The 26,041-nt window shown below is 71.8% G+C and carries 19 protein-coding genes; 3 read left to right on the top strand and 16 right to left on the bottom strand.

Going from position 1 to position 26,041, the window contains the following annotated elements; translation table 11 throughout:
- Positions 1-13: 13 nt before the first annotated feature.
- The 12 genes from serS to CRP56_RS12590 all read right to left on the bottom strand — a co-directional run bounded on the left by serS (position 14) and on the right by CRP56_RS12590 (position 12,562).
- Positions 14-1,300 (bottom strand): serine--tRNA ligase, encoded by a 1,287-nt coding sequence (gene serS, locus CRP56_RS12535; protein ID WP_097263303.1) that lies wholly within the window; start codon positions 1,298-1,300, stop codon positions 14-16.
- 97 nt (positions 1,301-1,397) lie between these two features.
- The gene (locus CRP56_RS12540) at positions 1,398-2,900 is read right to left on the bottom strand and encodes an APC family permease (RefSeq protein ID WP_097263305.1); all 1,503 of its coding nucleotides are present in this window, start codon (positions 2,898-2,900) and stop codon (positions 1,398-1,400) included.
- 46 nt (positions 2,901-2,946) lie between these two features.
- On the bottom strand, positions 2,947-4,164 hold the full coding sequence (locus CRP56_RS12545; protein WP_097263307.1) for a beta-ketoacyl-[acyl-carrier-protein] synthase family protein: 1,218 nt from the start codon (positions 4,162-4,164) through the stop codon (positions 2,947-2,949).
- Complete coding sequence (locus tag CRP56_RS12550) at positions 4,164-4,394, bottom strand: acyl carrier protein (protein ID WP_097263309.1); 231 nt, start codon at positions 4,392-4,394, stop codon at positions 4,164-4,166. The genes CRP56_RS12545 and CRP56_RS12550 overlap by 1 nt, the downstream gene beginning before the upstream one ends.
- 50 nt (positions 4,395-4,444) lie before the next feature.
- Positions 4,445-5,470: a beta-ketoacyl-ACP synthase III gene (locus CRP56_RS12555; RefSeq protein WP_179850998.1), complete on the bottom strand. Its 1,026-nt coding sequence runs from the start codon at positions 5,468-5,470 to the stop codon at positions 4,445-4,447.
- The gene (locus CRP56_RS12560) at positions 5,467-6,447 is read right to left on the bottom strand and encodes a VlmB-like protein (protein WP_097263312.1); all 981 of its coding nucleotides are present in this window, start codon (positions 6,445-6,447) and stop codon (positions 5,467-5,469) included. The genes CRP56_RS12555 and CRP56_RS12560 overlap by 4 nt, the downstream gene beginning before the upstream one ends.
- A complete protein-coding gene (locus CRP56_RS12565; protein WP_097263314.1) occupies positions 6,444-7,058 on the bottom strand; it encodes a flavin reductase family protein in 615 nt (204 codons plus the stop codon). The genes CRP56_RS12560 and CRP56_RS12565 overlap by 4 nt, the downstream gene beginning before the upstream one ends.
- Complete coding sequence (locus tag CRP56_RS12570) at positions 7,055-7,621, bottom strand: hypothetical protein (RefSeq protein WP_097263316.1); 567 nt, start codon at positions 7,619-7,621, stop codon at positions 7,055-7,057. Before CRP56_RS12570 ends, CRP56_RS12565 begins: the two co-directional genes overlap by 4 nt.
- A gap of 126 nt (positions 7,622-7,747) precedes the next feature.
- Positions 7,748-8,221: a type II toxin-antitoxin system RatA family toxin gene (locus tag CRP56_RS12575; RefSeq protein ID WP_097263318.1), complete on the bottom strand. Its 474-nt coding sequence runs from the start codon at positions 8,219-8,221 to the stop codon at positions 7,748-7,750.
- Between the two features lie 2 nt (positions 8,222-8,223).
- Entirely contained in the window at positions 8,224-9,507 is a 1,284-nt protein-coding gene (locus CRP56_RS12580; protein ID WP_097263320.1) for an aspartate aminotransferase family protein, read from the bottom strand.
- A gap of 107 nt (positions 9,508-9,614) precedes the next feature.
- Positions 9,615-10,754 (bottom strand): acyl-CoA dehydrogenase family protein, encoded by a 1,140-nt coding sequence (locus CRP56_RS12585; RefSeq protein WP_097263322.1) that lies wholly within the window; start codon positions 10,752-10,754, stop codon positions 9,615-9,617.
- A 206-nt stretch (positions 10,755-10,960) separates the two neighbouring features.
- Positions 10,961-12,562, bottom strand: coding sequence for an aldehyde dehydrogenase family protein (locus CRP56_RS12590; protein ID WP_097263324.1), 1,602 nt, complete (start codon positions 12,560-12,562; stop codon positions 10,961-10,963).
- 377 nt (positions 12,563-12,939) lie between these two features.
- Between CRP56_RS12590 and CRP56_RS12595 the strand changes: the two genes are divergently transcribed.
- From CRP56_RS12595 to CRP56_RS12605, 3 genes are all read left to right on the top strand, one after another.
- Complete coding sequence (locus CRP56_RS12595; protein WP_097263326.1) at positions 12,940-14,403, top strand: MFS transporter; 1,464 nt, start codon at positions 12,940-12,942, stop codon at positions 14,401-14,403.
- A gap of 84 nt (positions 14,404-14,487) precedes the next feature.
- Entirely contained in the window at positions 14,488-15,195 is a 708-nt protein-coding gene (locus CRP56_RS12600) for a hypothetical protein (protein ID WP_097263328.1), read from the top strand.
- A 190-nt stretch (positions 15,196-15,385) separates the two neighbouring features.
- Positions 15,386-16,207 carry a helix-turn-helix transcriptional regulator gene (locus CRP56_RS12605; RefSeq protein WP_257040758.1) on the top strand — a complete coding sequence of 274 codons (822 nt, stop codon included), beginning with the start codon at positions 15,386-15,388 and terminating at the stop codon, positions 16,205-16,207.
- Between the two features lie 13 nt (positions 16,208-16,220).
- Here the strand turns inward: CRP56_RS12605 and CRP56_RS12610 are convergent, their stop codons facing one another.
- The 4 genes from CRP56_RS12610 to CRP56_RS12625 all read right to left on the bottom strand — a co-directional run bounded on the left by CRP56_RS12610 (position 16,221) and on the right by CRP56_RS12625 (position 26,028).
- Positions 16,221-16,631, bottom strand: a complete 411-nt coding sequence (locus CRP56_RS12610) for a nuclear transport factor 2 family protein (RefSeq protein ID WP_097273979.1) — start codon at positions 16,629-16,631, stop codon at positions 16,221-16,223.
- A gap of 38 nt (positions 16,632-16,669) precedes the next feature.
- Positions 16,670-17,455, bottom strand: coding sequence for a thioesterase II family protein (locus CRP56_RS12615; protein WP_097263332.1), 786 nt, complete (start codon positions 17,453-17,455; stop codon positions 16,670-16,672).
- Positions 17,456-17,495: 40 nt separating this feature from the next.
- The gene (locus tag CRP56_RS12620; RefSeq protein ID WP_097263334.1) at positions 17,496-19,055 is read right to left on the bottom strand and encodes a long-chain-fatty-acid--CoA ligase; all 1,560 of its coding nucleotides are present in this window, start codon (positions 19,053-19,055) and stop codon (positions 17,496-17,498) included.
- A 688-nt stretch (positions 19,056-19,743) separates the two neighbouring features.
- Positions 19,744-26,028 carry a type I polyketide synthase gene (locus CRP56_RS12625; RefSeq protein ID WP_097263336.1) on the bottom strand — a complete coding sequence of 2,095 codons (6,285 nt, stop codon included), beginning with the start codon at positions 26,026-26,028 and terminating at the stop codon, positions 19,744-19,746.
- Positions 26,029-26,041 lie beyond the last annotated feature (13 nt).

Below are 26,041 nucleotides of genomic sequence, written 5' to 3' on the forward strand. Positions count from 1 at the left end.
GTCGGCGGTCGGTCTACTCGGTGGCGCCGCCGGGTAGCAGTCGGCGGAAGCCCGTGTAGGGCGTCAGCGCTTCCGGCAGCAGGACCGAGCCGTCCGGCTGCTGTCCCTGTTCCAGCAGGGCGGCGACGGTCCGCCCGATCGGCAGACCGGAGCCGTTGAGCGTGGCGGCGATGCGCCGGGTGCCGCCCGCCCGGTGGCGGATGCCCGCCCGACGGCCCTGGAAGGTGCCGCAGTCCGACACCGAGGAGATCTCCCGGTAGGTGTCGCTGCCCGGCAGCCACACCTCGACGTCGTAGGTCCGGCGTGCCGAGAACCCGATGTCCCCGGCTGGCAACAGCACGACCCGGTACGACAGTTCCAGCCGCCTCATGCACTCCTCGACGTGGCCGAGCATCAGCTCCAGCTGCTCCCCCGCGTCCTCCTCCCGGCAGATGCGCACGAGCTCCACCTTCTCGAACTGGTGCAGCCGCAGCACGCCCCGGGTGTCGCGGCCGTACGAGCCCGCCTCGGCCCGGTAGCAGGGGGTGCGGGCGGTCATCGCCAGCGGCAGCGCGCGCTCGTCGAGCAGCTCCCGCGCCACGAGGTTCGTCAGCGGCACCTCGGCGGTCGGGATCAGGAACATCTCCCGGCCGCCCACCGAGGTGGCGAACAGCTCCTCCTCGAACTTGGGCAGCTGTCCGGTGCCGGTCATCGTCTCCCGGCTGACCAGGTGCGGCACCGCGTACTCGGTGTATCCGTGCTCCCGGGTGTGCAGGTCGAGGAGGAGGGAGGCCAGGGCCCGTTCCAGGACGGCACCGGGGCCCCGGCTGACGCTGAAGCGCGCCCCCGACAGTTTCGCCGCCGCGCCCGCGTCCAGCACGCCCAGCTGCTCGCCGAGTTCGGCGTGGTGCCGGCCGAGGCCGGGGCCCGAGCCGCGCCGCGGGCCGACCCGGCGTACCTCCAGCGCCTCCTTCTCACCGAAGCCGTCGGGCAGGTCGTCCGCCGGCAGGTTCGGCACCGTCAACAGCAGTTCCTTCAGGGCGTGTTCGGCGTCGCGGGCCTCGGCCTCGGCGGCCTGCACCTGCGCCCGCAGCCGCCGGCTCTGCTCCCGTGCCTCCGCCACGCCCTCCGCGCCGGGCGCCCCGTGCGGGCCGCGGGAGGCCTTCTTCATCTCGGCCCGCAGCCCGCTCACCGCCTCCTGCGCGCCGGCGCGCCGCTTCTGCGCGGCCCTGAGGGCGTCGAGGTCGAGCAGATATCCACGCCGGGCGAGCCGCCGTTCCGCCTCCGCCCCGCTCTCGATCAACTCGCGTACGTCATGCATGTCGTTCCCTTCGGGTCGCGTGAACGGCGGTTGCGGTGCGGGATGTTGCGGCCGGGCCGCGTGAACAGCGGCTGCCACAGGGGTCGTTGCGGACCGGTCAGGCCGCTTCCGTCACCGTCGTGGCGGTGTGCGGGCCCGCCACCGGGGTGCGGGACTCGTCGGAGACGGGGGCGGCGGCGAGGTGGGTGGTGGCCAGGGCCCGGTAGCGGTCGGGGGCGACGGCACGCAGCCGCAGCGCCCACAACGCGCCCAGCACGCCCACCGCCGGGATCACCCAGGGCAGTTGGACGACGATGCCGCCGGTCGCGCCGGTCAGCACGTCGAAGTTGCCGACCACCAGCCACACCGTGGCGGCCAGGCCGGCGAAGCCCAGCAGCGGCGCAACCGTGCCGGTCCACCCCAGCCGGACGCCCTTGCGGCGCAGGGCGAGCGTGGAGAGCGCGGCCAGCGCCTGGAGGACGACGATCCCCAGGGTGCCCAGGCCCAGCATGCTGGTGGTCAGGTTGGCGTACGGGTCGAGGCCGGCGAGCGCGAACACCGTCACGGCGACCGCGCTCACGACCACCTGGAGGACGCTCGCGAGGTGCGGGGAGCCGTGCCGGGGGTGCAGCCTGCCCAGGGCGGCGGGCAGCAGCTTGTCGTCGGCCAGCACCTGGGAGTACCGGTTGGCGGCGCTGTGCAGGGCGAGGGTCGCGGCGAACAGGCTGGAGCAGAGCATGATCTGCAGGAGCGTGCTGCCGGCCGAGCCCAGGTAGTCGTCGCCGAGGACGAAGAAGAGGTCGCCGAGGTGCGTCCCGGCGGTCTCGCGCACCCGGCCCGTGCCGATCGCGCCGACCGCGGCCCAGCTGGTCAGGGCGTAGAAGCCGGAGATCAGCACGGCGGCGGCGTAAGTGGCGCGCGGCACGCTGCGGCGCGGGTCACGCGCCTCCTTGCCGTAGAGGGCGGCCGACTCGAAGCCGATGAAGGACACGAAGGCGAACATCAGCGAGACGCCGACGCCGGGGCCGGTGGCGGCGTGCCAGGAGAACGACTCGCCGGGCAGCGCGTGCAGCCCGTGCCGGGCGAGGACGGCCACGTCCAGGGCGGCGAGGATGCCGATCTCGGCGACCATCAGGACCGCGAGGACCCGGGCGCTGACGGCGATGTCCCGGTAGCCGAGGAGGGCGACGAACGCCAGGACGATCGCGCAGCACCATTGCCATGACACGGTGATCCCGTGGTCGGCGAGCACCAGGCTGGTGAAGTACCCGGAGGCGCCGACCAGTCCGATGGTCGCGCAGTTGTAGGAGACGACCGCCACCCAGCCGCTGCCGACCGCGGCGGGCTTGCCGAGGCCGTCGGCGACGGAGGCGTAGAAGCCTCCGGAGCCGCCGGTGCGGCGGGCGCTGATCGCGTACCCGACGGAGAAGCAGACCAGGGTGACGCCGGCGAACACGAACGCGGCCGGTACGCCCTCGGCCGTGCCGATGGCGAACGCCAAGGGGACGGTGCCGACCATCGCGGAGAGCGGGGCCGCCGCGGCGACGATCATGAAGACGATGTAGCTGGTGGTCAGGGTGCGGGTCGGGGCGTGGGCGGAGGGTGGTGGTCCGGCGGTCATCGTGGGCTCCTGGGGAGGGAGTTGAGGGGACGGGGGCGTGCTGGGTTCAGGCGGTCGCCAGGGCCAGCACCGCGTTCTGGCCGCCGAAGCCCAGGGAATTGCTCAGGGCCAGGTCGAAGCGGGTGCCGGTGAGGGTGGTGGCCACCTTGATCTCGCAGTCGGGGTCGGGGGTGTCGAGGTTGGCGGTCGGCGGCACCGTCTGTTCCTCGAGGGCGAGCACCGTGAACGCGGCCTCCACCGCGCCGGCCGCGCCCAGCAGATGACCGGTGACGCCCTTGGTGGAGGTGACCAGCGGGTCGCCCAGGACGCGGTGCACGACCCGGGCCTCGGCGAGGTCGTTGAGCCGGGTCGCCGTGCCGTGCGCGTTGACGTGCCCGACGTCCGAGGCCTGCGCCCCCGCGTCGGCCAGCGCGCCGCGCATCGCCGCCTCCAGGCCTACGCCGTCGGGGTGCGGGGAGGTGACGTGGTGGGCGTCGGCGGAGGCGCCGTACCCGGTCACCCGGGCGCGGACCCGGGCGCCGCGGGCCCGGGCGTCGGCGGGCCGCTCCAGGACCAGCACCCCGGCGCCCTCGCCGGCCACGAACCCGTCGCGGTCCAGGTCGAAGGGGCGGGAGGCGGCGGCCGGGTCGTCGGTGCGCCGGGACAGCGTGCCCATGCGGGCGAAGCCGGCCATCACCAGCGGCGTGATCATGGCCTCGCTGCCGCCCGCCAGCACCACATCGCACCGGTCGAGGAGCAGCAGGTCGCGGGCGGTGCCGATGGCGGTCGTACCGGACGCGCAGGCGGTGGCGACCACGAGGTTCGGGCCGGTGGCGCCGAACTCGATGGCGGTCTGCCCGGCCAGCATGTTGGGCAGCTGCATCGGCAGCAGCAGCGGGGAGACCCGGTCCGGCGAGTGCTCCACCAGCGTCCGGTGCTGTGCCTCGACCGTGCCGGGGCCGCCGTCGGCGCAGCCGAGGACGACACCGACGCGGGCGCCGTCCCAGGTGGCGGGGTCGAGGCCGGCGTCGGCGAGTGCCTCGCGGGCCGCGACGAGCGCGAACTGGCTGAAGCGGTCGAGGCGGTGGGCCCGGCGGGCGCCGAGCAGGGTGTCGGCATCCCAGTCGGGCACCCGGCAGGAGATCCGGACGGGGTTGTCGGCGAGTACGGGGTCGTACGCCGCGGCCGGGCGCCCGGCGCGGACGCCCGACCAGCTCGCGGCCGTACCGATCCCGGCCGGGGTGACCAGGCCGAGACCGGTGACGGCGATGTCGTGTGCGGCCATCACACCCGCGCGCTCCGCGACTCGATGAGCTCGACCATCTCGCCGACGGTGTGCGTGTCCAGGAGTTCGTCGTCGGAGACGGACACCCCGAGTTCCGTCTCCAGGACGAGGGACAGCTCGACGACGGCCAGCGAGTCCAGCTCGATGTCCTCGAAGGTGGCTTCGAGGGTGATCTGCTCGGGGGTGACCTTGAGCTTGTTGACGAGTATTTCCTTCAGGCTCTCGAACATGGGTGATCGACCTCCGGTTGACGGTGTGGGGTGGGTGGGCGCGGGCCCGGTCACAGCTCGGGCCAGGTGAGGGTGGCCGCGCCCCAGGCGAGGCCGCCGCCGAACGCGGTCAGCAGCACCCGGTGGCCGGCCTTCAGTTCGCCGTCGGCCGACTTCTGGGCCAGCAGCAGCGGGATGGACGCGCCGCCGGTGTTGCCGACGTGCTCGATGTTGGACAGCCGCCGCTCGGGTCCGATGCCGAGCCGTTCTGCGACGGCTTCGAGGATGCGGGCGTTGGCCTGGTGGGAGGCGAACCGGTCGACGTCCTCGGGGGTCCAGCCGGTGCCGGCGAGGGACTGCCGCGCGGCCGTGGTCATGCGTTCCACGGCGTGCCGGTAGGTGGCGCGGCCGGCCATGTGGAAGTACTCGTCGCCGGGTTCGGGCGGCAGTCCCGTGGAGCGCTGGCGCGAGCCGCCGGCCGGGACCGAGATGAGGTCGCTGAGCTCGCCGTCGCTGCCGAGCACGACGGAGTTGAGCGCGCCGGGCTCGTCCGCGTCGCCGGCCTTCAGTACGACGGCTCCGGCGCCGTCGGCGAAGATCACCGCGGTGCCGCGGTCGGCCGGGTCGACGATGGTGGTGAACGCGTCGGCGGCGATGACCAGCACCCGTTCGGCGAGGCCGCTCGCGAGGAAGCCGGCGCCGGTGGCGAGGGCGTACAGGAACCCGGTGCAGACGGCGGCGACGTCGAAGGCCGGTACGCCGGTCAGTCCGAGCCGTCCCGCCACCGCGGGCGCGGTCGCCGGACAGGGGTGGTCGGGTGTGGTGGTGGCCAGCACCACCGCGTCGACCTGGGCGTCCTGCGCCGACTTCAGGGCCTTGCGGCCCGCCTCGACTGCGAGGTCGGAGGTGGCGGTGCCCGGGGTGACGACGTGCCGGGCGGCGATGCCGGTGCGGGTGCGGATCCATTCGTCGGAGGTGTCGAGGCGGGCCACCAGGTCGTCGTTGGTGACCACGTTCGGCGGCACATGACCGCCGACGCCGACGATGACGGGCGCCCGGCCGGGCGGGGCGCCGAAGGCGGGCAGGGGCGCCGTCACGGACGCTCACTCCGTCCCAGGGCGTCCGTCGGCAGGCCCATGTAGGCCATCCGGCTCTCGGCCATCTCGTCGGTCCACCGCTCCGCCATGTCGTAGCGCTGTTCCGGGGTGGTGTCGAGCAGCCGGACACCGGGCCAGACCTCGTAGTCGCCGATCAGCTCGGCCTGTTCGGCCATGCCCTGCTGGAAGAGTTCCTCGCGGTGCAGGACGTAGGGCTTGTCGGGGACACGGTCCCAGAGTTCGTTGCCGGCGGCGAGGATCTCCAGCAGCCTCGGCAGGTACTCGGGGTGGTCGCGGACGTGGTCGCGCAGGATGGTGCTGGCGACGGTCAGATGGCGGATCTCGTCGATGGCGGTGCCCCGGGAGACCTCCTGGGTCGCCTCCGACAGCGGGGTCCACTTGCGTTCGCTGAGCTCGGCGGCGGGGGCGAGGACGCCCTCGATGACGATGGCGAACACGGCGACGCCGCCGTAGAAGTCGCCCTGGTCGCGGATGATGTCGAGGGTGAAGTCCTCGACGGGCTGGAGGACTTCGCGCCGGTAGTCGACGGCCATCGCGTCGATGTCGGCGAGCAACGTCTTCTCGGGCAGGCCGAGTTCGACCAGGTGGTTGCGGAACACCCGGGCGTGCCGGGCCTCGTCCATCAGCTGGGTGGCGTAGAACTCCATCTCCGGGATGCCGGGGGCGCGGGCGACGTAGTGGGCGAGGAGGCGGGTGGCGATCTCCTCGGAGAGGCTGCGGAAGCCGAACTCCAGGACCAGCGCCTCGCGCAGCGGCCCGGGCCGGCGCAGGAACTCCGGTACGTCCGCCTTCTCGTGGTGTCCGGTGGCGCCGCGGTCCCGCAGGGTGCCCTGCGCGACCTCGGTGAACCAGTACGCCAGATTGCACCGGTCGGGGCCGAGGGTGAGGTCCTTGGCACCGTCGAGCAGACCGGGGGCGGTGTCCCAGTCGGCCTCGTGGGCGGTGGGCGTGGTCATGTCGGTACGTTCTCCTTGGCGGGCGTCAGGGGCAGGGCGAGCCGCAGGTCCACACCGAGCGGGGCCGGGGGCTGCGCGGTGCGGTCGTCGTGGTCGGCGACGGGGATCAGGGTTCCGGCGTACAGCTCGCCGTCCTGGCTGACGAGCGGGTCCCCGTCGAGGCTGTACGCGTGGACGACGGCGCCGAGCAGCACCTCGTGGTCGCCGACCGTGAAGCGGCCCACCACCCGGCAGTCGTAGTGCGCGAGGGCCCCGGCGAAGAGCGGTGCGCCGGAGTAGGCGGCCGGGTTCCAGTCGATGTCCTGGAACTGGGCGGCGCCGTCGGGCCGGGAGCTCTCGGCGAAGTGCCGGGCGAGCGGGCCCTGCGCCGCGCTGAGCATGTTGACCGCGAACCGGCCCTCGGCGGTGGCCAGTTTGGCCAGCACCGAGTCGGGCCGCAGACAGACGCCGAGGACCTGCGGGCGGCGGGAGACCCGGGTGACGGTGCTGACGGTGGTGCCGTGCTGATGGCCCTCGTGGACGGCGGTGAGCACGGACACCGGTGCGGCCAGTCGTCGTAAGGCGCGTTCCTGGGAGCTCCAGCGGTTGCGCAGGGTGACGTTGGTCGTCATCGGGTCACCTCTTGTACGGCCGGTGCGGGGACGGGGGTGACGGGGGCGGGGGCGGTGCCGGGGGCGGCGGGGATGTGGCCGACCGGGGTCGGGTCCATGGCGTGGCCGACCGGCTTGGGGTGCGGCAGGCCCAGGTCGTCCAGGAGCCGCAGGTATCCGGGCTGGCGGACCGGCTCGAAGGGCAGCGCGAACGACTTCATGAAGTTGCCGAACAGGCCCCGGTCGCCGAAGAGATGGAACGGCAGCACCAGCAGCGCCCACTCCGGCTTCACCAGCCAGCACCACAGGGCCGCGACGGCGCCCTGGGTGATGAGGCTGTGCATGACGTTGTAGGCGACGTAGTAGCCCTTGTGGATGGGGGCTCCGCCGGCCTTCTTGAAGGCGATCGCGCCGGGGATGTAGCCGATCAGGTCGATGTAGAGGAAGAGTCCGATGGCGGGGAGCCAGCGGATGTCCGAGAAGTGATAGGCCATCAGGCCGGTGGTGACCGCGAGGCCGACCAGGTACTCGGCGCGATGCAGGGAGTAGGTGCGGGGGGTCTCGAAGGGGTTGGCCTGGTCCACGGTTGCACTCCTGTGGGGCTCCGGTGAAGTGGGGACGGGGCCGGCGGCGGTGGGATGTCCGCCGCCGGTGGGCGGGCGTCGGTGCGGTCGGCTCGCTCCGCCGCCGGTGGGCGGGAGCGGTGCGGGTCAGCTCGCCGCCGCGAGGTCGATGTCGGTGTCGAGGACGGTGGCGCCCGGGAAGAAGCCGGTGACGGCCCAGGCGACGGTCTCCCTGATGACCCGCTCGGCGATCGGGTCGAGGATGCTGGCGAGGCTCGGGATGCCGAAGTCGAAGTCGGCGGTGAAGACGACGGAGACGTCGGGGCCTTCCTGGCGGAGCGTCCAGACGCCCTCGAAGCTGTCGAAGTCGCCGTCGGTCTGCTCGAAGCGGATCTGGTGGCTCTCGGGGAGGAAGGTGTCCTCCTCCGTCCAGCGCAACAGGCCGCTGCGGAAGTGGAGTTCCCAGCTGGAGCTGCCGACCGGGCCGGGCAGGCCGGCGTGCACCTCGGTGGCGCGGACGTGCGGGGCGAGTTCGGGGTAACGCTCCCAGCGCGGGACGGTCGCGAAGACCTCCTCGGCGGAGACGAGAGGCACCAGGGCGTGGAGTTCGACGTGTCGCATGGTCAGTTGCCGCCTTCGGGCATCGTGGCCGAGCGCCGCACGAGGTCGACGGTGGCCTTGTCGAAGGAGTCGAGAAGGAAGTCGACTTCCCGGTCGGTGAGGATCGCGGGCGGGGTGAACCGCACCACGGAGGAACCGTTCATGGAGTGGTTGGCGACCACGCCGTGGTTGAAGAGCTCGATGAGCAGTTCGCCGGCCAGCCCCGGCTCGACCAGCTCGACGCCGATCAGCAGGCCCTGGCCGCGGACGTCCACGACGAGGTCGGGGATGTTGCGGCGGGCGATCTCGGTGATCCGCGGCAGCAGCCGGGCGCCCAACTCGCGGGACCTGGACACCAGTTCCTCCTCGCGGACCGCGCGGAGGGTGCCCTGCACGGCGGCCATGAGCAGCGGCTGCCCGGAGAACGTGGCGGTGTGGACGTAGGGGTCCTTGTCGAAGGGCCGGAACGCCTTGCGGGTGGCGATGGCCGCGGAGACCGGTACGACGCCGCCGCCGAGCGCCTTGCCGGCCAGCAGCACGTCGGGGCGGACGCCCTCGGTGTCCAGGCCCCACCACTCGCCGAGGCGGCCGATGCCGGTCTGCACCTCGTCGACGATCAGGAAGCCGTCGTACTCCCGGACCGCCTCCTCGACCTGCTTGAGGTAGCCCTTGGGCGGGATGATCACGCCGCCCTCGCCCTGCACCGGCTCGATGATCACGCACACCTCGCCCGGGTGCGCGGCCAGCTCCTCCCGCAGGGCGTCGATGTCGCCGAACGGGAGATGGCTGACGTCGGGGATCAGGGGGCGGAAGGGTGCCTGGTAGACGTCCTTGGCGGTGGCGGACAGGGCGCCCAGGGTCTTGCCGTGGTAGCCGCCCTTCATCGACACGGTCCGCTTGCGGCCGTTGGCGCGGGCCAGTTTGAGGCCGGTCTCCACCGCCTCCGCGCCGGACAGCGCGAAGTGCACGCGGTCCAGGCCCTCCGGGGCGACCTCGGCCAGGGCCTCGGCGGCGCGGGCGACGGTCGGCTCCAGGAGGATGCGGGTGGCGACGGGGTGGGTCTCCAGCTGGCGGCGGACCGCCTCCATGACGCGGGGGTGGCGGGCGCCCATGATGAAGACGCCGTAGCCGCCCGCGTTGAGGAAGCGCTCGCCGTCGGACGTGGTCACCCACGCGCCCTGCGACTCGACCTCCATATGGGTGCCGAACAGTTCGGCCAGGGTCGCCCGGCCCTTGCTGAGGTGCGCCCGGTACAGCTGGAGGATCTCCGCCTCCTGGCCGGCCGGGGCTTCGGCGTACGTGGTCATCGATGACTCGCTTTCGGGACGGGGCTCGCTGCCGGGCCCGCTGCCGGGACAGGGCCCGTTGGGCTGGCGGGACAGGGCCGGCTTGGCTGGCGGGACAGGGCCCGCTTTCAGGACAGGTCGAGGGCGGCGCCGCCCGCGTACGCCAGGAGCGGCTCGACGGTCGCGCCCTGGGACGGCGGGTGGAAGGCGAGCGGGCGCACCGAGGCCGCCAGCCGCTGGTGGGCGGAGGAGCGGATGAAGTCCATGCCGCCGAGGAGTTCGAGGGCCTGCTGGGTGACGAGGGAGAGCGCCTCCTGCGCGGCGAACCGGGCGATGAGCACCTGGGAGACGGCTTCCTCGCCGCCGACGCCGTCGCGGACCGCGCGGGCGGCGCCGAGCAGCAGGTCGAAGGCGGCCTCGGTACGGATCAGCAGGGCGCCGCGCTCGCTCGCGGTGCCGCGGCCCCGGGTGAGGACCTCTTCGGTGAGCCCGGCGGCGGCGCCGGCGTACCCGGCCGAGACGAGCATCTCGAACCAGACGAAGCCGGCGTTCTGGAGGTCCTCGATGCGGTCCGGGTCGTCGTCGGTGGTGCGCACGACCATGTCCTCGGGGACGAAGACGTCGGCGAGGCGCACCTCGTCGCTCTGCGCGGCGGTCAGCACCTCGCTGCCCCAGAAGGGGTGCCGGGTGAGCCCCGGGGACGCGGCGTCGACCAGGGCCAGCGCCAGTTCCGGGGTGCCGTCGGCGCCGGGCACGGCGATGCTAGCGGTGAGCAGGCTCATCGAGTGCGACAGGCTGCACGGCTTCTTGGCGCCGTTGAGCAGATAGCCGCCGTCGACGGGGGTGGCGGTGACGGCCGGGGTGAGGATGTTCTGCTGGGTGCGGCCCTCGGCCCAGCCGGAGGCCATCAGCCGCTGCTCGGGCACGACGGTGTGCAGGACCTCGGTCTGGGCGGGGGTGAGCCGGTTCTTGCCGTCGGCGAGGGCGTAGAGCATCGCGGCGGTGAAGTGGTGCATGGTCGAGGCCACGGCCAGCGACGGGGACAGCGAGCCGACGGCCCGCTGCACGAGCACCGCGTCGACCGGGTCGGCGCCGAGGCCGCCGTACTCGGTGGGGATCAGCAGCCCCACCCCGGCGGCCTGCCGGAACAGGTCGACCACCGGGCTGCCGTGGGCCTCGCGTTCCTCGAACGGCAGGGCGGCCAGGGCCTTCACCAGCCCGGGATGGAAGCGCTCGCAGGTGTCGCGGGCGGCGTCGAGTGTGCGCACAGGTGTCACCTCGTTGAGGGGGAGTTCGTGGGTGGTGGAGTGGGGCGCCGCGGGAGTTCGGGCGCGTGGGGCGCCGCGGGAGTCGGCGCATGGGGCGCCGCATCAGTCGGCTGAGTAGGGGTGCCGCGTGAGACGGCCGAGTGCGGACATCTCGTCAGTCGGCCGAGTGGGGGCGCCGCGTGAGTCGGTCGAGTGGAGGCGCCGCGTCAGTCGCCGAAGACCGTCTCGTGGGGGCTGACGTCACGGGCGATGCTGATCCCCTGGACGTGCGAGGTCTTGAGCATCGGGTAGTTGGCCTCGCCGAAGACCCCGCCGGTCAGGCCGGTGCCGCCGTGGCTCGGCAGATAGGGCAGGAAGCCGATGTGGGAGTCGTTGACCTTCAGCAGGCCGCCGTTGACGACCCGCTGGACGAAGGTGTCGACCACCGTCTCGTCCTTGGCCCACAGCGAGTTGCGCAGCCCGTACTCGTTGCTGTTGACGAAGTCGAGGAAGCGGTCGAGCAGCACCTCGTCGGTGTCCGGTTCGGCGACCACGATCGGCAGCAGCGGGAAGAACGTCTCGTGCCGGACGACCTCGTGCTCGCGGGCCGTGCTCATGCCGTCCACCCGCAGCACGGTCGGCTGCAGGAAGACCCCCGTCTCCGAGGGGGTGCCGTCCAGTTCGGTGCGCAGCCCGCCCGTGACCAGTTCGGCGCCCTGTTCGAGAGCCCGCTCCAGCAGGCCGAAGAACCGCTCGGTGCGGCGCACCGGCGACAGCAGCACGTCCTCCTCGTCGGGATAGCCGGGGCGTACGTCGGCGACCTTCCGCTTGACCTCCGCGATGAGCTCGTCGGCGATGTCGGGGTGCGCCAGCACGTAGTTGGGGACCATGCAGATCTGTCCGGAGCCGTAGAAGGACTCGGTGATGGCCTCCGCGGCGTAGCCGAGGTCGGCGTCCTTCCACACGATGATGCCGTCGTTGCCGGCGAGTTCCAGGATCGGCTTCTTGCCGTGGGCCACGCACTGTTCCTGGAAGCGCAGGCCTTCCTGGCTGCCGCCGATGTAGAAGATGTCGTCGATGAGCGGGCTGGAGATCCAACGGTCCAGTGTCTGCTTGGGGTTGGCGCACACCACGTTCAGCGTGCCGGGCGGCGCCCCGATCTCGTCCAGCAGCGGTGCCGCCACGTCCCGCAGCACCCACAGGGTGCTCAGCGCGATGCTGCGCGGGGCCCGGACCACGACCGCGTTGCCGGCCATCATCGCCAGGACGGCGAGGGCGGCGCTGGGCGCCGGGGCGTTCTGCGGCGGGTTGAAGGCGACCACGCCGTCCGGCTGCCGGCGGACGATCAGCCGGCGCCCGCGGTCGTCGAACTCGGTGTGCATCTGCTGCGCGTACCAGCGGATGCTCTCCTCGCTGTAGACCTGGAGCAGGCAACTCAGCTCCCAGCGGGCGAGTTTGACCGGGTGGGACTCGGCGACCAGCATCTCCACGAACTCGTCCTCGCGGCGCAGCAGTTCCTCACGGAAGAGGCTGCCGAGCCGGATGCGCCGCTCCAGCGGAACCGCCGCCCAGCCGGGCGCCGCGGCGGCCGCCGCCTCGGTGGCGAGGTCGATGGCCGCGTCGTCGGCTATCGCGCAGCGGCCGATGACGTAAGGGTGCTCCGCGGCGTCGGAGTCCGCGTCCTTCTCAAGGGTGCGTTTGAGGCTGACACTGGTGAAGACATCCTCGAGAAGCGACTTGGCGCTGACGGTGTAAACCCAGCCGTCGCCTTCGATGTCTCTCCCCGCGATAAACAGCCCATAACTGCGCAACTTTTTTCCGGGATTCATCTCGCGGACCCTTCGGAAAATGCAATCGAAATGGGATTGCAGGGGATTGCAGGAGAATTCGGAAATGATGATTGCAGTCGGTACTGACCGCGTCCTGACGCGATGCTGATCCGGGAATCGTGACCAGGTCCTGGCCTGATCCCTATTCGATGGTGCCGACGGCGCACTGCTGCGATGAGCATTCAGGATGGCCTGACTTCGCGCTGACACCGCACTTGAGTTCGGGCAGGGTAATCACCGGAGCCCGCCAGTGATTACCTGGTAGGTAATTGACCCCCGGGGCGCCCCGGCGACACGCTGGAGTTCGCACTCGACCCATCGGCCATCCGGCCGTGGGCGCAGCTGAACACCCGTGTGTTCGTTGGGAGTTACTAAGGATGACCACCGAGACCAACCGCAGCGCCCCGGCGTCGTCCGCGGGCGCACCGGCGGCCGCGCCCCCGGCCGTACCGCATCGGCTGATCCTGCCGACGGTCCTCGCCGGTGTCTTCATCACCACGCTGGACTTCTTCATCGTCAACGTCGCCATCCCCTCGCTGCAGACGGACCTGCATGCCGGCGCCTCGGCCATCGAGTGGGTGGTCGCCGGATTCGGGCTCGCCTACGGCGTCGGTCTGATCACCGGCGGCCGGCTGGGCGACCTCTTCGGCCGCCGCAGGATGTTCCTGCTGGGCATGGGCCTGTTCACCATCGCCTCGCTGCTGTGCGGTGTAGCGCAGAGCAGTGACTTCCTGGTCTTCTCCCGGGTCCTGCAGGGCCTGGCCGCGGCACTGCTCGCCCCCCAGGTGCTGGCCCTGCTGGGCACGATCTTCACCGGCCCGGCCCGGCTGAAGGTGTTCGCCGGGTACGGCCTGGCCATGGGTCTGGCAGCCGTCTTCGGGCAGCTGATCGGCGGTCTGCTGATCGAGGCCGACATCGCGGGCCTGGACTGGCGTGCCTGCTTCCTGGTGAACCTGCCGATCTGCCTGCTGATCATGGCCCTGACCGTCAAGCTGGTCCCCGAGTCGAAGGCCGAGGGCAAGCCCAAGCTGGACTTCCTCGGCGTCGGCGTGATCACGCTCGCGCTGGTCGCGCTGGTGCTGCCGCTCATCGAGGGCCGCGAGAAGGGCTGGCCGGCCTGGACCTGGGGCTCCTTCGCGGCGTGCGCGGTCCTGCTGGCCGTGTTCGTGGGTGTCGAACGGTCGATCGCCGCTCGGGGCGGCTCCCCGCTGGTGAACATGGAGATGTTCAAGGACCGCGCGTTCGTCGTGGGCCTCGGCTGCCAGCTGGTCTTCTGGATGGGCCAGGCGTCGTTCTTCCTGGTCCTCGCCCTGTACATGCAGGCGGGCCGCGGGCTGAGCGCGCTGGAGGCCGGGCTGCTCTTCGCCGCCATCGGCGCCGGTTACATGTACACCTCGATGAACGCGACGAAGTTCGCCGCAAAGCTCGGCCGCCAGGTGATCGCGGTCGGCGCCGTGATCATGGCCGTCGGCCTGATCGTCATCGGCATCACCGCCGCACAGCTCGGCGACGGCGGCCACACGGCGTGGCTGATCCCGGGCCTGGCGATCGACGGTGCGGGCATGGGCCTGGCGGTCGCGCCGCTGGCGTCCACCGTGCTCGCCCGGGTCAACCCGCAGTACGCGGGTTCGGCCTCCGGTGTGCTGACCACCGGCCTGCAGATCGGCAACTCGATCGGCGTGGCGATCATCGGCGTGATCTTCTACAACGCGCTCGGCGACCACCCCGTGGCCTCGACCTACGCGCACGCCTTCGACATGGGCATCTACTTCCTCGTCGGGGTCGCCGCGGCCCTGGCCCTGCTGGTGCAGGCGCTGCCGCGGACGAACGCCGGGAAGTAACGCCCGCGAGCACCTGCGCTCGCGCACGACCCCCTGGAGCGGCGGCCCTCGTGCCGCCGCTCCGACACTCACACAGAGAGAGAGTTGACGTTGAACGCCGACGACCTGCTGAAGCGTTACGTCGCCGTCTGGAACGAGCCCGACGCCGCCGCGCGCGGGGCCGAGGTGGCGAACCTGTGGACTCCGGACGGGCTCCACTACACCCAGACCCGCCGCTTCCAGGGCACCGAGCAGTTGGTGGCCCGGGTCACCGAGGCGCACGACCAGTTCGTGGCCGGACAGGGCCTGCGCTTCCGGTCCGGGGACAACCCGGTCGGCCACGCCGGCGCGCTGACGTTCAACTGGCTGATGACACCCGGTGACTCCGACACCGTGCTCGCCGTCGGCTTCGACGTCGTACTCCTCGACGACGAGGGCCGCATCGTCGCCGACTACCAGTTCAACGAGCCGCCCATGCCCACGGACGAGCTGGACGCGCAGGCCGAACGCCTCCTGGCGGCCGGCGCCGCCGAGGAACCGCGCAAGGAGGTCGCCGACCTCTATCTGCCGGGCGCGCTCTACGTCGACGAGACCGGTGCGCACGACGGCGTGGACGCCATCGCGGCGGCCCTCACGGCCGGCGGGGCCCGGCAGCGGGCGGGCAGCGCCTCGGCCCAGCACGACGCCTTCCGCTACCCGTGGCGTACGGCAGCGGGCGAGACCGGCGTGGACTTCCTGCTCCGCGACGAGCAGGGCCTGATCCGCGAGCACCACCGCTTCGTCGGTGCCGGACGGCACCAGGCGCAGGCGTAGTCACGCACACCCCCGCAAACCCCCGGTCCGCGGCGCACTCGCAGGTGCCGCGGACCGGGACACGGCGGTCCGCGAGCGGTGTCCCCCGTCGCCGCTCGTGGACCGCTCGGGCGACCGTCTTCCGCGGTTGTCCCCGACGCCCGGAATGATGCAGGGTGAAGAGATGACCGAGGTGCAGGTAAGCCGGCAAGTGTCCCGCTCCGTGGGTGAGCTGATGCGACAGTGGCGGGAGCAGCGGGGCTACAGCCAGCTCGCGCTGGCCACCCGGGCCGAGATCTCCGCACGTCACCTCAGCTTCCTGGAGACCGGGCGCTCCAAGCCCAGCCGCGAGATGGTGCTGCGACTGGGCCGACAACTCGAACTGGCGTTGCGCGAGCAGAACCAGCTGCTGCTGGCCGCCGGCTACGCGCCCGCCTACACGGACTCTCCCCTGGATGCCGCCGAGATGCGCCCCGTACACGATGCGCTCCGCCAGATCCTGTCGGGGCACGAACCCTTCCCCGCCCTCGTGGTGGACCGCCACTGGAACGTCGTGCTCAGCAACAGCGGCTTCGCGCTCTTCGCGGAGGGCGCCGCGCCCCATCTGCTGCGCTCCCCCGTCAACGCGCTCCGCCTCGCCCTGCACCCCGAGGGCATGCAGCCGCGCATCCTCAACTTCCCCGACTGGCGCGCGCAGTTGATGCAGCGGCTGCGGCGACGCGTGGAACTCACCGCCGAGCCGGGCCTTTCGGAGCTGTACGACGAACTGTGCACGTATCCGGCGGGCCCCGAGCCGACGCACCCGCCGCGCAGCGACAACGCCGATCTGACCCTGCCGCTGCGGCTGCGCTACCAGGACATGGAGCTCTCCCTGTTCTGTACGATCGCCACCTTCGGCATGCCGCTGGACGTGACCGTCGCCGAGCTGGCCGTCGAGGCGTTCCTGCCGGCCGACGCGGACACGGGCGCGCTGCTGACCCGACTGCATGCCGCTGCCCCTGCCGGGCAGGAGCCGACAGGGGCAGCGGAGTAGCGGAGCAGAACGGTCAGGCGGCGGCTTCCCCGGGCGCCGGGACCACATAGGTGGGCGGCGTGTCGAAGTACTGGTGGTCGGCGATGATCCGGCCCTCGTCGTCCAGGGTCACGAAGTCGAAGCCGACGGCCTCCAGGGCGCCGGTGGCCTCCGACACCATCACCCAGTTGAAGCGCAGGGTGTCGTGCTGGCCGCGCGCGTTGTTGCAGGAGCGGAAGGTGAACCCGCCGGTGGCGTAGGCGTCGTGGGCGTAGCCGACCTGGGTGGCGATGGCCTCGTGGCCGGTGACGACGGCGATGGCGTTGGCGTAGATGCCGTCGGGCGCCCACAGCTCCTCGACGCGCTTGCGCCGGGCCTCCGGGTCGGTCTCGGTCCAGGCGGCGACGTAACGGTCCGCGAAGTCATTGGGGTTGACCAGAGTCATGTCGGACTCCCTTTCGGTGGCGTGTTGTTCGGGGTCGTTCACAGCGCGGACCTGGCCGCCGCCGCGGCCCGGCCGAGCAGCAGACGGACGAAGTCCGCGGTGATGGTCGTCGTCTCCTCGTGGAGGAAGAAGTGGCCGCCCCGGAAGAGGCGGTTGCCGAGGTAGGACGTGGTGCGCGGCACCCAGGAGTCCATGGCCTCCGGGTCCACCAGCGGGTCCTTGTCGGCGCTGTACGTGACGATCGGGCAGGGCACTTCGGCGGCGTCGTCGTGATAGCTGGCGCAGACCTCCAGGTCCGCCCGCATGGCCGGCATCATCAGCCCGAGTGCCTCGGTGTCGTTGAGAATGGCCTCGGGCAGCGAGCCGAGCCCCCGGGCCCACTCCACCAACTCGCTCTGCGGCACCCGCAGTTGCTCGGGCGCCGGGGTGCGGAAGCCCTGCGGCGCCCAGGCCGAGGCACCGAGCAGTACGGGGGGCTGCTCGCCACGCTCGGCCAGCTCGACGGTGAGCCGGTAGGCGAGCAGCGCCCCCATGCAGTGCCCGAAGACCGCGTAGGGGCGGCCGTCGAGTTCGGCGGTGACACAGTCGGCCAGCGTCTCCACGAGCGGGCCGACGTCGGTGAACATCGGCTCACCGAGCCGTTCCTGACGGCCCGGCAGCTGAATGGCCTGGGTGGAGACGTCGGCGGGGATCAGCGGCGGCCAGTCCCGGTAGATCGACGCCCCGCTCCCCGCGTAGTGCAGCAGGAAGATCCGGGTTCCGGCCTCGGGTGCGCTCTCCGGCTGGAACCAGCGGTCCGCCCCGGCGGCGACGGGCTCGGTCATCTCGCTCCTTGAGGTGGTGGGCTGATGGTCGGTGCGTTCGTCATCCCGCGGCCGCCGCGATGCGCTGACGCAGTTCGCGGCGCAGCACCTTGCCGGTGGGGTTGCGGGGCAGGACGTCCAGGAACTCGTAGCTGTTGGGGATCTTGAAGTCGGCCAGTCGGCCGCGCAGGAAGAGCAGCAGGTCACGCCCGGTGACCTCGGCGCCCGGCGCGGCGACCACGCAGGCGCGGACCGTCTCGCCCCAGCGGGCGTCGGGGACGCCGACGACGGCGACGTCGGCGACCGCGGGGTGTGCCCGCAGCGCGTTCTCCACCTCGACGGGGTAGATGTTCTGCCCGGCGACGATGATCGTGTCGTTGATCCGGTCGCAGAGGAACAGATAGCCGTCCTCGTCGAGATAGCCGGCGTCGCCGAGCTTCAGCCAGCCGTCCTGCAGCGCCCGCCCGGTGGCCTCCGGCTGCCGGAAGTACTCCACGAAGTGCGCCGGCGTCCACACGGTGACCTGCCCGATGGCTCCGGTCGGCAGTTCCTTGCCGTCCTCGTCGACGATCCGTACGACGTTGCCGGGGCAGACCCGGCCGGCCGAGGTCAGCCGGGGGTTGCCCAGGACGTGGTCGGCCGGGGTGAGGCAGGTGACGACGCTGCCGGTCTCGGCGGCGGCGTACATCTGGGCGAGCTCGCAGCCGAACACGCTGAGGCAGCGCTCCAGTTGGGACGGGGAGATGGGGGCGCCGCCGTAGACGACCTTGCGCAGCGACGCGAACGCCTCGGGCCCCGCCCGGTGCTCGGCCATCATCATGTCGAGCATCGCCGGGGCCGCCCACACGGTGGTGACCTGGTGCTCGGGGATCAGCCGTACGGCCTCCTCGGCGACGAACATCCCCATCACCACGGACGTGGCGCCGACGTTGAAGGCATGCATGAACCAGGCCATGCCGCCCGAGTGCAGACCGGGGAAGCAGATCAGGGTGCGGTCCTCGGGCCGCCAGTCGATCCAGTCGCAGTCGGCCTGTCGCATCTGCTCGACGAAGGTGAAGAAGGTGCGGTGGGCGAGGACGACGCCCTTGGGCAGGCCGCTGGTGCCGCTGGTGTACATCTGCACCATCGGGTCCTCGGACCCGACCGGCACGTCCAGGTCGGTGTCGGGGGCGTCGCCCTTCCAGGCGAGGAAGCCCTCGGCGGGGTGGTCGGGACCGTCGAAGCGCCGCACCTCGCGCAGCTCCGGCAAGCTGTCCCGCACCCGCTCGACGGCGGACAGGAACTCGCCCTGCACGAAGGCCATCCGGGCGCCGGAGTCGCGCAGGATGTGGTCCACCTCGCCCGCGGTCAGCCGCCAGTTGATGGGGACGAGGACCACGCCGGTCTTGGCGCAGCCCACGGCGAGGTCGTAGTAGTGCTCGTTCTCCCGCCCGAGAAAGGCGACCCGGTCACCGCGCGACAGACCCGCCGCGGTAAGGGCGTGGGCGGTGCGGTTGCTGGCCCGGTGCAGTTCGGCGTAGCTGGTCTCGCGGCCCTCGCAGATGATCGCCGGGTGGTCCGGCCGCCGGGCGGCGTGCTGAAGGGATCGGGCGGCAATGGTGTCCGTGCTCGGTCCGGCCACGGAAGTCTCCTTTGGGGGGTGCCGGGTGGGGCGGATAGGGGGCGGGGTGCTGGGGCGGGGGACGGATGGAGGCAGGGGCGGGGTGGGGAGGGGGCTGGGTGGATGGGCGCGGGTGTGCGGCGGGGGCGGGTGGATGGGTGCGGGACGGGGACGGAAGCGGATCGATCGATGCCGGGTGTGAGGGGCGCGCCGGGCGCGGGTGCGGGCCTGGCGGGTGCCGGGCTCAGTGGCCAGGCGATGAGCGCCGGGCCCGACTGCGGACGTGTTGGGTACCGGCTGTAAGAGCCAGGTGACGAGCCCCCGGCCCCTGTGCGGGCGTATTAGGTGCCGGACGCAGGGGCCGGACGGCAAGCGCCAGGCCCTAACCCGGACCCAACAGGTGCCGGACGAAAGGGCCAGGCGACGAGCCCCCGGCTCGAGCCCGGACCTATCAGGTGCCGGACACAAGGGCCGGACGGCAAACACCAGGCCCTACCCCGGACCCAACAGGTGCCGGACGAAAGGGCCAGGCGACGAGCCCCCGGCTCGAGCCCGGACCTATCAGGTGCCGGACGCAAGGGCCGGGCAACGAGCCCCCGGCCCGAGCCCGGACCCACCAAGCGCCGGACGTGGACATCAAGGCGTAGGTGCCGTCCCGTAGGTGCCGGGGCGCGGGTCGGTGTGGCCTGGCCCGTGCCCCGGCTCTCGGTCAGGTCGCCGCCGCGGCCGTCAACTCCCCTTCCAGGAACGTCGCGAGCTGCACCGGTGACGGGTGGTCGAAGGCCAACTGGGGCGGGAGCGGGAGGCGAAGTGCCGCCTCCAGCTTGGTCTTCAGTTCCACCGCCACCAGCGAGTCGAGGCCGACCTGGGCGAACTCGGCGTAGGGGTCGATGGAGTCGGGGTCGTCGAGGTGCAGCACCTCGGCGGTCCTGGCCCGTACCAACTCCTCCAGCGCCGCGACCCGTTCGGCCTGCGGCAGCTGGCGCAGGGCCTCAAGGTCCAGGGCGTGTGCCTCGGCGCCGCCGCCGGCCCGTACCAGCCGCTCGTACAGGGCGTTGCGCACCGGCTTGGCGGACGTGAACCGGTCCCAGTCCGCCTCGCCGGCCACCAGCTGGCCGAGCGGACGGCCCAGCACCGAGGCGAAGGCGCGGGCGCCACGGCCGGGCGAGAAGAGCTTGATGCCCTCGTCCTCCCAGCGCCGGATGAGCGCCTCGCCGAGCCTGGCCGACATGCCGACCTCGGCCCACGGCCCCCAGTTGATCGACAGCCCCGGCAGTCCCTGGGCCTGCCGCCAGACCATCAGCGTGTCCAAGTAGGCGTTCGCCGCCGCGTAGTTGGACTGGCCGGGCGCGCCGACGACCGGGGCGGCCGAGGAGAACCCGACGAAGAAGTCCAGCTCGGGAAGGTCCGCGGTGGCCTCGTGCAGCAGCCAGGAGCCGTACACCTTGGCCTGGAAGACCTCGTCGAGGCTCTGCCAGGTCTGGTCGGCGACCGGCTGGTCGGCGGTGGTACCGGCCGCGTGGACGATGCCGCCGACGGGCACGCCCGCCCGCTTCAGGGAGGCGATGATCCGGGCGATGTCCGCGGGATCGGAGACGTCGCCCTGGAGAACGGTGACCTCGGCCCGCTCACGCAGCCGTTGCAGCAGGTGGGCGACATCGGCCACGGGTTCCGTGCGGCGGCCGACGAGCGCCACCTGTTCGGCGCCGAGGTCGACGAGCTTCTCCGCGGCGACGAGACCGAGACCGCCGAGGCCGCCGGTGACGACGTAGACGCGGTCGGACCGCAGCTCGACGGGGCGCGCCTCGGCGGCGGACGGGTCGTCGAACTCGATGACCAGCTTGCCGATGTTGGCGCCGCGGCTGAGCACCCCGAACGCCTCCTCGACCTCGTCGAGGGTGTACCCGGTCACCGGCAGCGCGGGCAGGTCACCGGCCGCCACCAGGTCCACGATGATCCGCATGATCTCCTGGTTGAGCGGGATCAGCCGGTCCTCGGGCAGTTCGCTGAGGTCGAAGTTGAAGTACGAGACGTCCGGCCGCTCCTCGGCGACCTGTTCCGGTGTCCACGCCCCGACCTTGCCGAGTTCGACGAACCTCCCGTTCTTTCCGAGGGACTTCATACCGGCGGGGATGAAGTCCTTGTTGAGGCTGTTGAGGACGATGTCGACGCCGCGCCCGCCGGTGATCCGCTCGATGTCGTCGGCGAAGTCGAGGGTGCGGGAGTTCATCAGGTGCTCGACGCCCTGCTCGCGCAGCAGCGGCCACTTGTGCGGGCTCGCGGTGGCGAAGACCTCCGCCCCGGCCAGCCGCGCCAGATGGACGGCGGCCTGTCCGACGCCGCCGGCCGCCGCGTGCACCAGCACTCGGTCGCCGGCCTTCATGCCGGCCAGCCGGTGCAGGGCGTAGTACGCGGTGACGTACACGGAGATGAGCCCGGCGGCCTGCGTGAAGTCGAGCCCGGCGGGCTTGGGTACGGCGACCGCGGACGGCACGGTCACCCGGCGCCGCATGAGCCCGAGGTAGTTGACGATGACCTCGTCGCCGGGCGCGAAGGAGGCGTCGGGTCCGGCGGCGACGACGGTTCCGGCGCACTCGAAGCCGAGCGGCTGCTCGCCGAACTCCCGCATCATGCCGAGGGAGTTGAGGACATCCTTGAAGTTGAGCCCGACGGCGGCGACCTGGACCTGGATCTGGTCACCGGTGGGCGGCACTTCCTCGACGCGCTCGGGCCGGATGCCGGCGAACGTGCCGTACTCCTTGACCGCGAGCCCGAACCCGTTGTCCCGGCGGGCCCGCGCGTCGTCGGCGACGAGGCGCCGTACGTGCCGGTGGCCGCCGCGGTAGGCGATCTGGAAGTCGCCGGTCTCCCGCGCGGTGAACTCCGCGGCGAGCGCGGCCGGTCCGGTGCCGTCGGCGGGCAGGTCGATCATCGTGGTCCGGTACGACGGGTACTCGTTGAGGAGTACGGCCCCGAAGCCCCACAGGGAGGCCGCGGCGAGCCGGGTCCGCGCCGGGTCGTCCCCGCGCAGCGGCTGGGCCTGCTCGGTGACCAGCCACAGCCGCTGGTCCCGCCCGAAGCCCTGCCGGTCGAGGACGGCGAGCAGGGCCAGCAGCCGGGCGTAGTTCCGCTCGGACTCGGCCCGCAGCCCGTCCACACCGTCCTGCCAGAGCCAGGCCACGTCGGTGATCCGCTCCTGCGCCAGCAAGGCGCCCGCCTCGTCGGCGCCGTCGGCGAAGAACATCCGTCCGCCGCTCTCGGCGAGCCGGGCGGCGGTCTCCCGGAACCCGTCGTCGGGCCGCCCGACGAGCAGCACCCGCCGCTCGGCGACCGCGTCCTGGCCCGTCAACGACCGCTTGGTCCACCGCAGTTGGTGGAAGAAGCTGCGCCGCGGCGAACCGGGCGTGTCGGCAAGCTGTTTGAGCCCGAGCCCGCGCAACTCCATGACGGGCTCGTCACCTTCGAGTACCAGCACATCGGCGCACACGTCGACGTCCGCGGAGTCGGCCGGCACCAGCCGCAGCAGGGTCCGCAGCTCCTGCGCCCGGGGCTTGCGGAAGAGGGTGAACCGCCCGAAGCGGACGGGGAGATAGGAGTTGCCGTCGTCGGCGAGGGCGCCCATGTTGTGCATGGCCGCGTCCAGCAGCGCCGGCGGCACATGCTCCAACGGCCCCGCGTCGACGCCCTGGAGGTCACCGACGGTCAGCCCGCTCGGGAACCGGGTGACGGACCGCATCAGCCGGAACGCGGGCCCGTAGTCGAGTCCGGCACCGGCGTAGGCGGCGTACACATCCTCCGCCCGCAGCACATCGGACGGCCGCTCCCCGTCACCCGCCAGCCCTACGAGTGCCCTCGCGGCGTCGCTGGGTCCGTCCTGCGCCTCGTCGGCCGCCGACAGCACGGCGGTCGCGTGCACCCGCTCGACGGCGTCCTCACCACTGCCGACGAGACTGACGATCTCGACGGCGAGGACACCGTCCGCGCCCGGAGTGAGCCGGGTCCGCAGCCGGGTCGGGGTGTCGGCGTCGAGGATCAGCGCCTCCCGCAGACTCACGTCACGGACGGCACGGCGGGTGTGCCCGAGCACCGCGTCCTGGAGGGCGAGCACGATCTCCAGATATCCGGTGCCGGGAAAGACGACCTTGCCCATGGCGACGTGCGCGGCGAGATAGCCGGGCTGCTCGGCACTGATGACGGCGGAGAACTCCCGTATGTTGTTGGCGCGTTGCTCCTCGGTACTGCTCTCAGCGCCGAGCAGCGGATGCTGCACCCCGCTGGTGTCGGCGATCCGGGCGCCGAGGCCGTGCCGCCGGTTGGCGGTGGTGGGCAGCCAGTACCGCTTGCGGTCGAAGGCGTAGCCGGGCAGGGCCACGGCCGTGCGTTCCCGCCCCGCGTGGAACCCGGTCCAGGAGAGGGTGAACCCGGCGCCGTACAGCTGCGCCACGGCGTTCCGGATGGTCCGCCCGTCGGTGTCGCTCGGATGCGAGCTGGCCAGCCACAGGTGATCCTGCGCGGTGACGCACTGCTTGGCCGGCGCGCTCAGCCCGAGCGACGGCCCGATCTCGACCATGGCGTGCCGACCGCGCTTCTCCAACGTGCGCATGCCGTCGGCGAACTGAACGGGCGCGCCGATGTGACGGACCCAGTAGTCGGGGTCGGCGATCTCCCGGAACCGGGCGACCTTCCCGGTGACGTTGGAGATGAGGGTGAGAGCCGGCTCATGGAACTCGATGCCGGCGATCTCGGCACGGAAGGCGTCGTACACCTCGGCCATCAGCGGGGAGTGGAAGGCGTGCGAGACGGTCAGCCGCTTGACGCGCAGCCCGCGCTCCGCGAACGAGGCCATGGCCTCGCCGAGCGACTCCTCACCACCGGAAATCACCGTCTGCTGCGGCGAGTTGACCCCGGCCACGGCAAGGTCGTCGTACTTCTCCAGCAGCGGCGCGACCTCCTCGACGGGCGCACCCACCGCGGCCATGCCGCCCGGCGCGGTGACCGACTGCATGAGCCGGGCACGGGCGGCGACGAGCGCGGTGGCGTCCTGCAGGCTGAACAGCCCCGCGACGGCGGCTGCGGTGACCTCACCGATGCTGTGCCCGATGAGCACGTTGGGCCGGAGCCCCCACGACATCCACAGCTTGGCGAGGGCGTACTCGAAGGTGAAGAGGGCGGGTTGGGAGTAGAGGGTCTGATGGAGCGCGCCGGCGCTCTGCCCACCGGTGTCGGTGTCGGTGGCGAACATCAGGTCCTTGACGGACCGCCCGAGCTTGTCGGCGAACAGCGCGTCGCAGGCGTCGACTTGGGCGGCGAAGGCGGGGAACTGCCGATACAGTGCGGCCCCCATGCCCGGGTACTGCGACCCCTGCCCGGCGAACAGGAAGGCGGTCTTGCGTACGTCGTTACGACGGCCGGGTCCCTCGGCGGCGTCCGCGTGACGCTCCAGAAGGGCGGCCAGCGAGGCATGGTCGGTGACCAGACCGCCGACCCGATGGGTGAAGTGGCTGCGCCCGACGTTGCCGGTGTAGCAGAGGTCGCCGATGTCGACGCCCGGGTTCTGCTCCAGGTGCTGCCGGTAGCGCTCGATCTGCATGCCGAGCGAGCGGCGGGACTTGGCGGAGAGGGTGAAGACGTGACCGCCGTCGTCGGCGGGGACCGAGGGCGTGACCTCCTGAGCCGGCGCCTCCTCGATGACCGCGGCGGCGATGGACCCGGCGAACCCGAAACTGTTGACGACGGCGCGTCGCGGGGTGTCGTCGTCCACTTCCCACGCGCGATTCTCGGTCGGCACGGTGACGGGAATGTTGGACCACGGGATACGACCGGACGGCTTGCTGAAGTTGATGTGCGGGAAGATGGTCCCGGCCCGCATCTGGAGGACGGTCTTGATGACACCGGCGATGCCGGCGACGGGTTCGGTGTGCCCGAGGTTGGTCTTGACCGAGCCCACGGTGACGGGCCGTTCGGCGGTGTGGGAGTCGGCGAAGACGTCGCTGATGGCGCCCATCTCGATGGGGTCGCCGAGCGGGGTGCCGGTGCCGTGCGCCTCGACGTACTGGATGTCGGAGGGGGTCAGTTCGGCGTTGCGCAGCGCCGCGCGGATCACGGTCTCCTGGGCGGTCCCGTTCGGCACGGTGAGCCCGGCGCTCTCGCCGTCCTCACCGATGGCGGTGCCCCGAATGAGGGCAAGCACCTGGTCCCCGTCACGCTGTGCGTCGGACAACCGCTTGAGCACGAGCACGGCGCATCCCTCGGCCCGCACATACCCGTCGGCGTCCTCGTCGAAGGTCTTGCAACGACCGTCCGGAGCCAGCATGTTGGCGTGCGAGAACATCACGAAGATGCGCGGGTGGTGCAGACAGTTGACGGCGGCGGCGAGGGCGACGTCACAGGACCCGCTGCGCAGCCCCTCGACGGCGAGGTGGGTGGCGGTCAACGAGGAGGCACAAGCGGTATCGACCGTCAGACTGGGCCCACGGAGCCCGAAGAAGTACGACAGCCTGCCGGAGAGCGGAAAGAGCGTGATGCCGGCGGCGAGATGCCCGTCCAGCTCCTCGTACGGCAGTCCCTCCATCTCCAGGGCGTAGTCGATGGAACTGGCGCCGACGTACACGCCGCCGTTGCCGTGCCGGAGTTCGGCGGGATTGATGTTGGCCTGCTCCAGGGCCTGCCAGGCCGTCTCCAGGAGCAGTCGCTGCTGAGGGTCGACGAACGCGGCTTCCTTGGGCGAGATGTTGAAGAACGGCGCGTCGAACTGGTCGATCTGGTCGAGGAATCCGGCGCCGGTGGTGCGCACCTTGCCGAGCTCGGGCTCGTCGCCCTCGTCGGGGCGGGGCTTCAGGGCGGCGACATCCCACCGGTCCTCGGGCACGGGCCGGATACCGGACCCGCCGTTCTTCAGGAACTCGGTGAACCCCTCGGGCGACTCATTGCCGCCCGGGAGCCGGAAACCCATGCCGACCAGTGCGATGGGCTCGTTGTGCGGGGTTTTCGACATTACGGTCTTCCCT

This window comes from Streptomyces sp. TLI_55, from assembly GCF_900206255.1.
Classification (GTDB): Bacteria; Actinomycetota; Actinomycetes; order Streptomycetales; family Streptomycetaceae; genus Streptomyces; species Streptomyces aquilus.

Coding starts and splice junctions, on each gene's coding strand:
- serS (WP_097263303.1), bottom strand. CDS start 1,300: ATGCATGACGTACGCGAGTTGATCGAGAGCGGGGCGGAGGCGGAACGG.
- CRP56_RS12540 (WP_097263305.1), bottom strand. CDS start 2,900: ATGACCGCCGGACCACCACCCTCCGCCCACGCCCCGACCCGCACCCTG.
- CRP56_RS12545 (WP_097263307.1), bottom strand. CDS start 4,164: ATGGCCGCACACGACATCGCCGTCACCGGTCTCGGCCTGGTCACCCCG.
- CRP56_RS12550 (WP_097263309.1), bottom strand. CDS start 4,394: ATGTTCGAGAGCCTGAAGGAAATACTCGTCAACAAGCTCAAGGTCACC.
- CRP56_RS12560 (WP_097263312.1), bottom strand. CDS start 6,447: ATGACCACGCCCACCGCCCACGAGGCCGACTGGGACACCGCCCCCGGT.
- CRP56_RS12565 (WP_097263314.1), bottom strand. CDS start 7,058: ATGACGACCAACGTCACCCTGCGCAACCGCTGGAGCTCCCAGGAACGC.
- CRP56_RS12575 (WP_097263318.1), bottom strand. CDS start 8,221: ATGCGACACGTCGAACTCCACGCCCTGGTGCCTCTCGTCTCCGCCGAG.
- CRP56_RS12580 (WP_097263320.1), bottom strand. CDS start 9,507: ATGACCACGTACGCCGAAGCCCCGGCCGGCCAGGAGGCGGAGATCCTC.
- CRP56_RS12590 (WP_097263324.1), bottom strand. CDS start 12,562: ATGAATCCCGGAAAAAAGTTGCGCAGTTATGGGCTGTTTATCGCGGGG.
- CRP56_RS12595 (WP_097263326.1), top strand. CDS start 12,940: ATGACCACCGAGACCAACCGCAGCGCCCCGGCGTCGTCCGCGGGCGCA.
- CRP56_RS12610 (WP_097273979.1), bottom strand. CDS start 16,631: ATGACTCTGGTCAACCCCAATGACTTCGCGGACCGTTACGTCGCCGCC.
- CRP56_RS12615 (WP_097263332.1), bottom strand. CDS start 17,455: ATGACCGAGCCCGTCGCCGCCGGGGCGGACCGCTGGTTCCAGCCGGAG.
- CRP56_RS12625 (WP_097263336.1), bottom strand. CDS start 26,028: ATGTCGAAAACCCCGCACAACGAGCCCATCGCACTGGTCGGCATGGGT.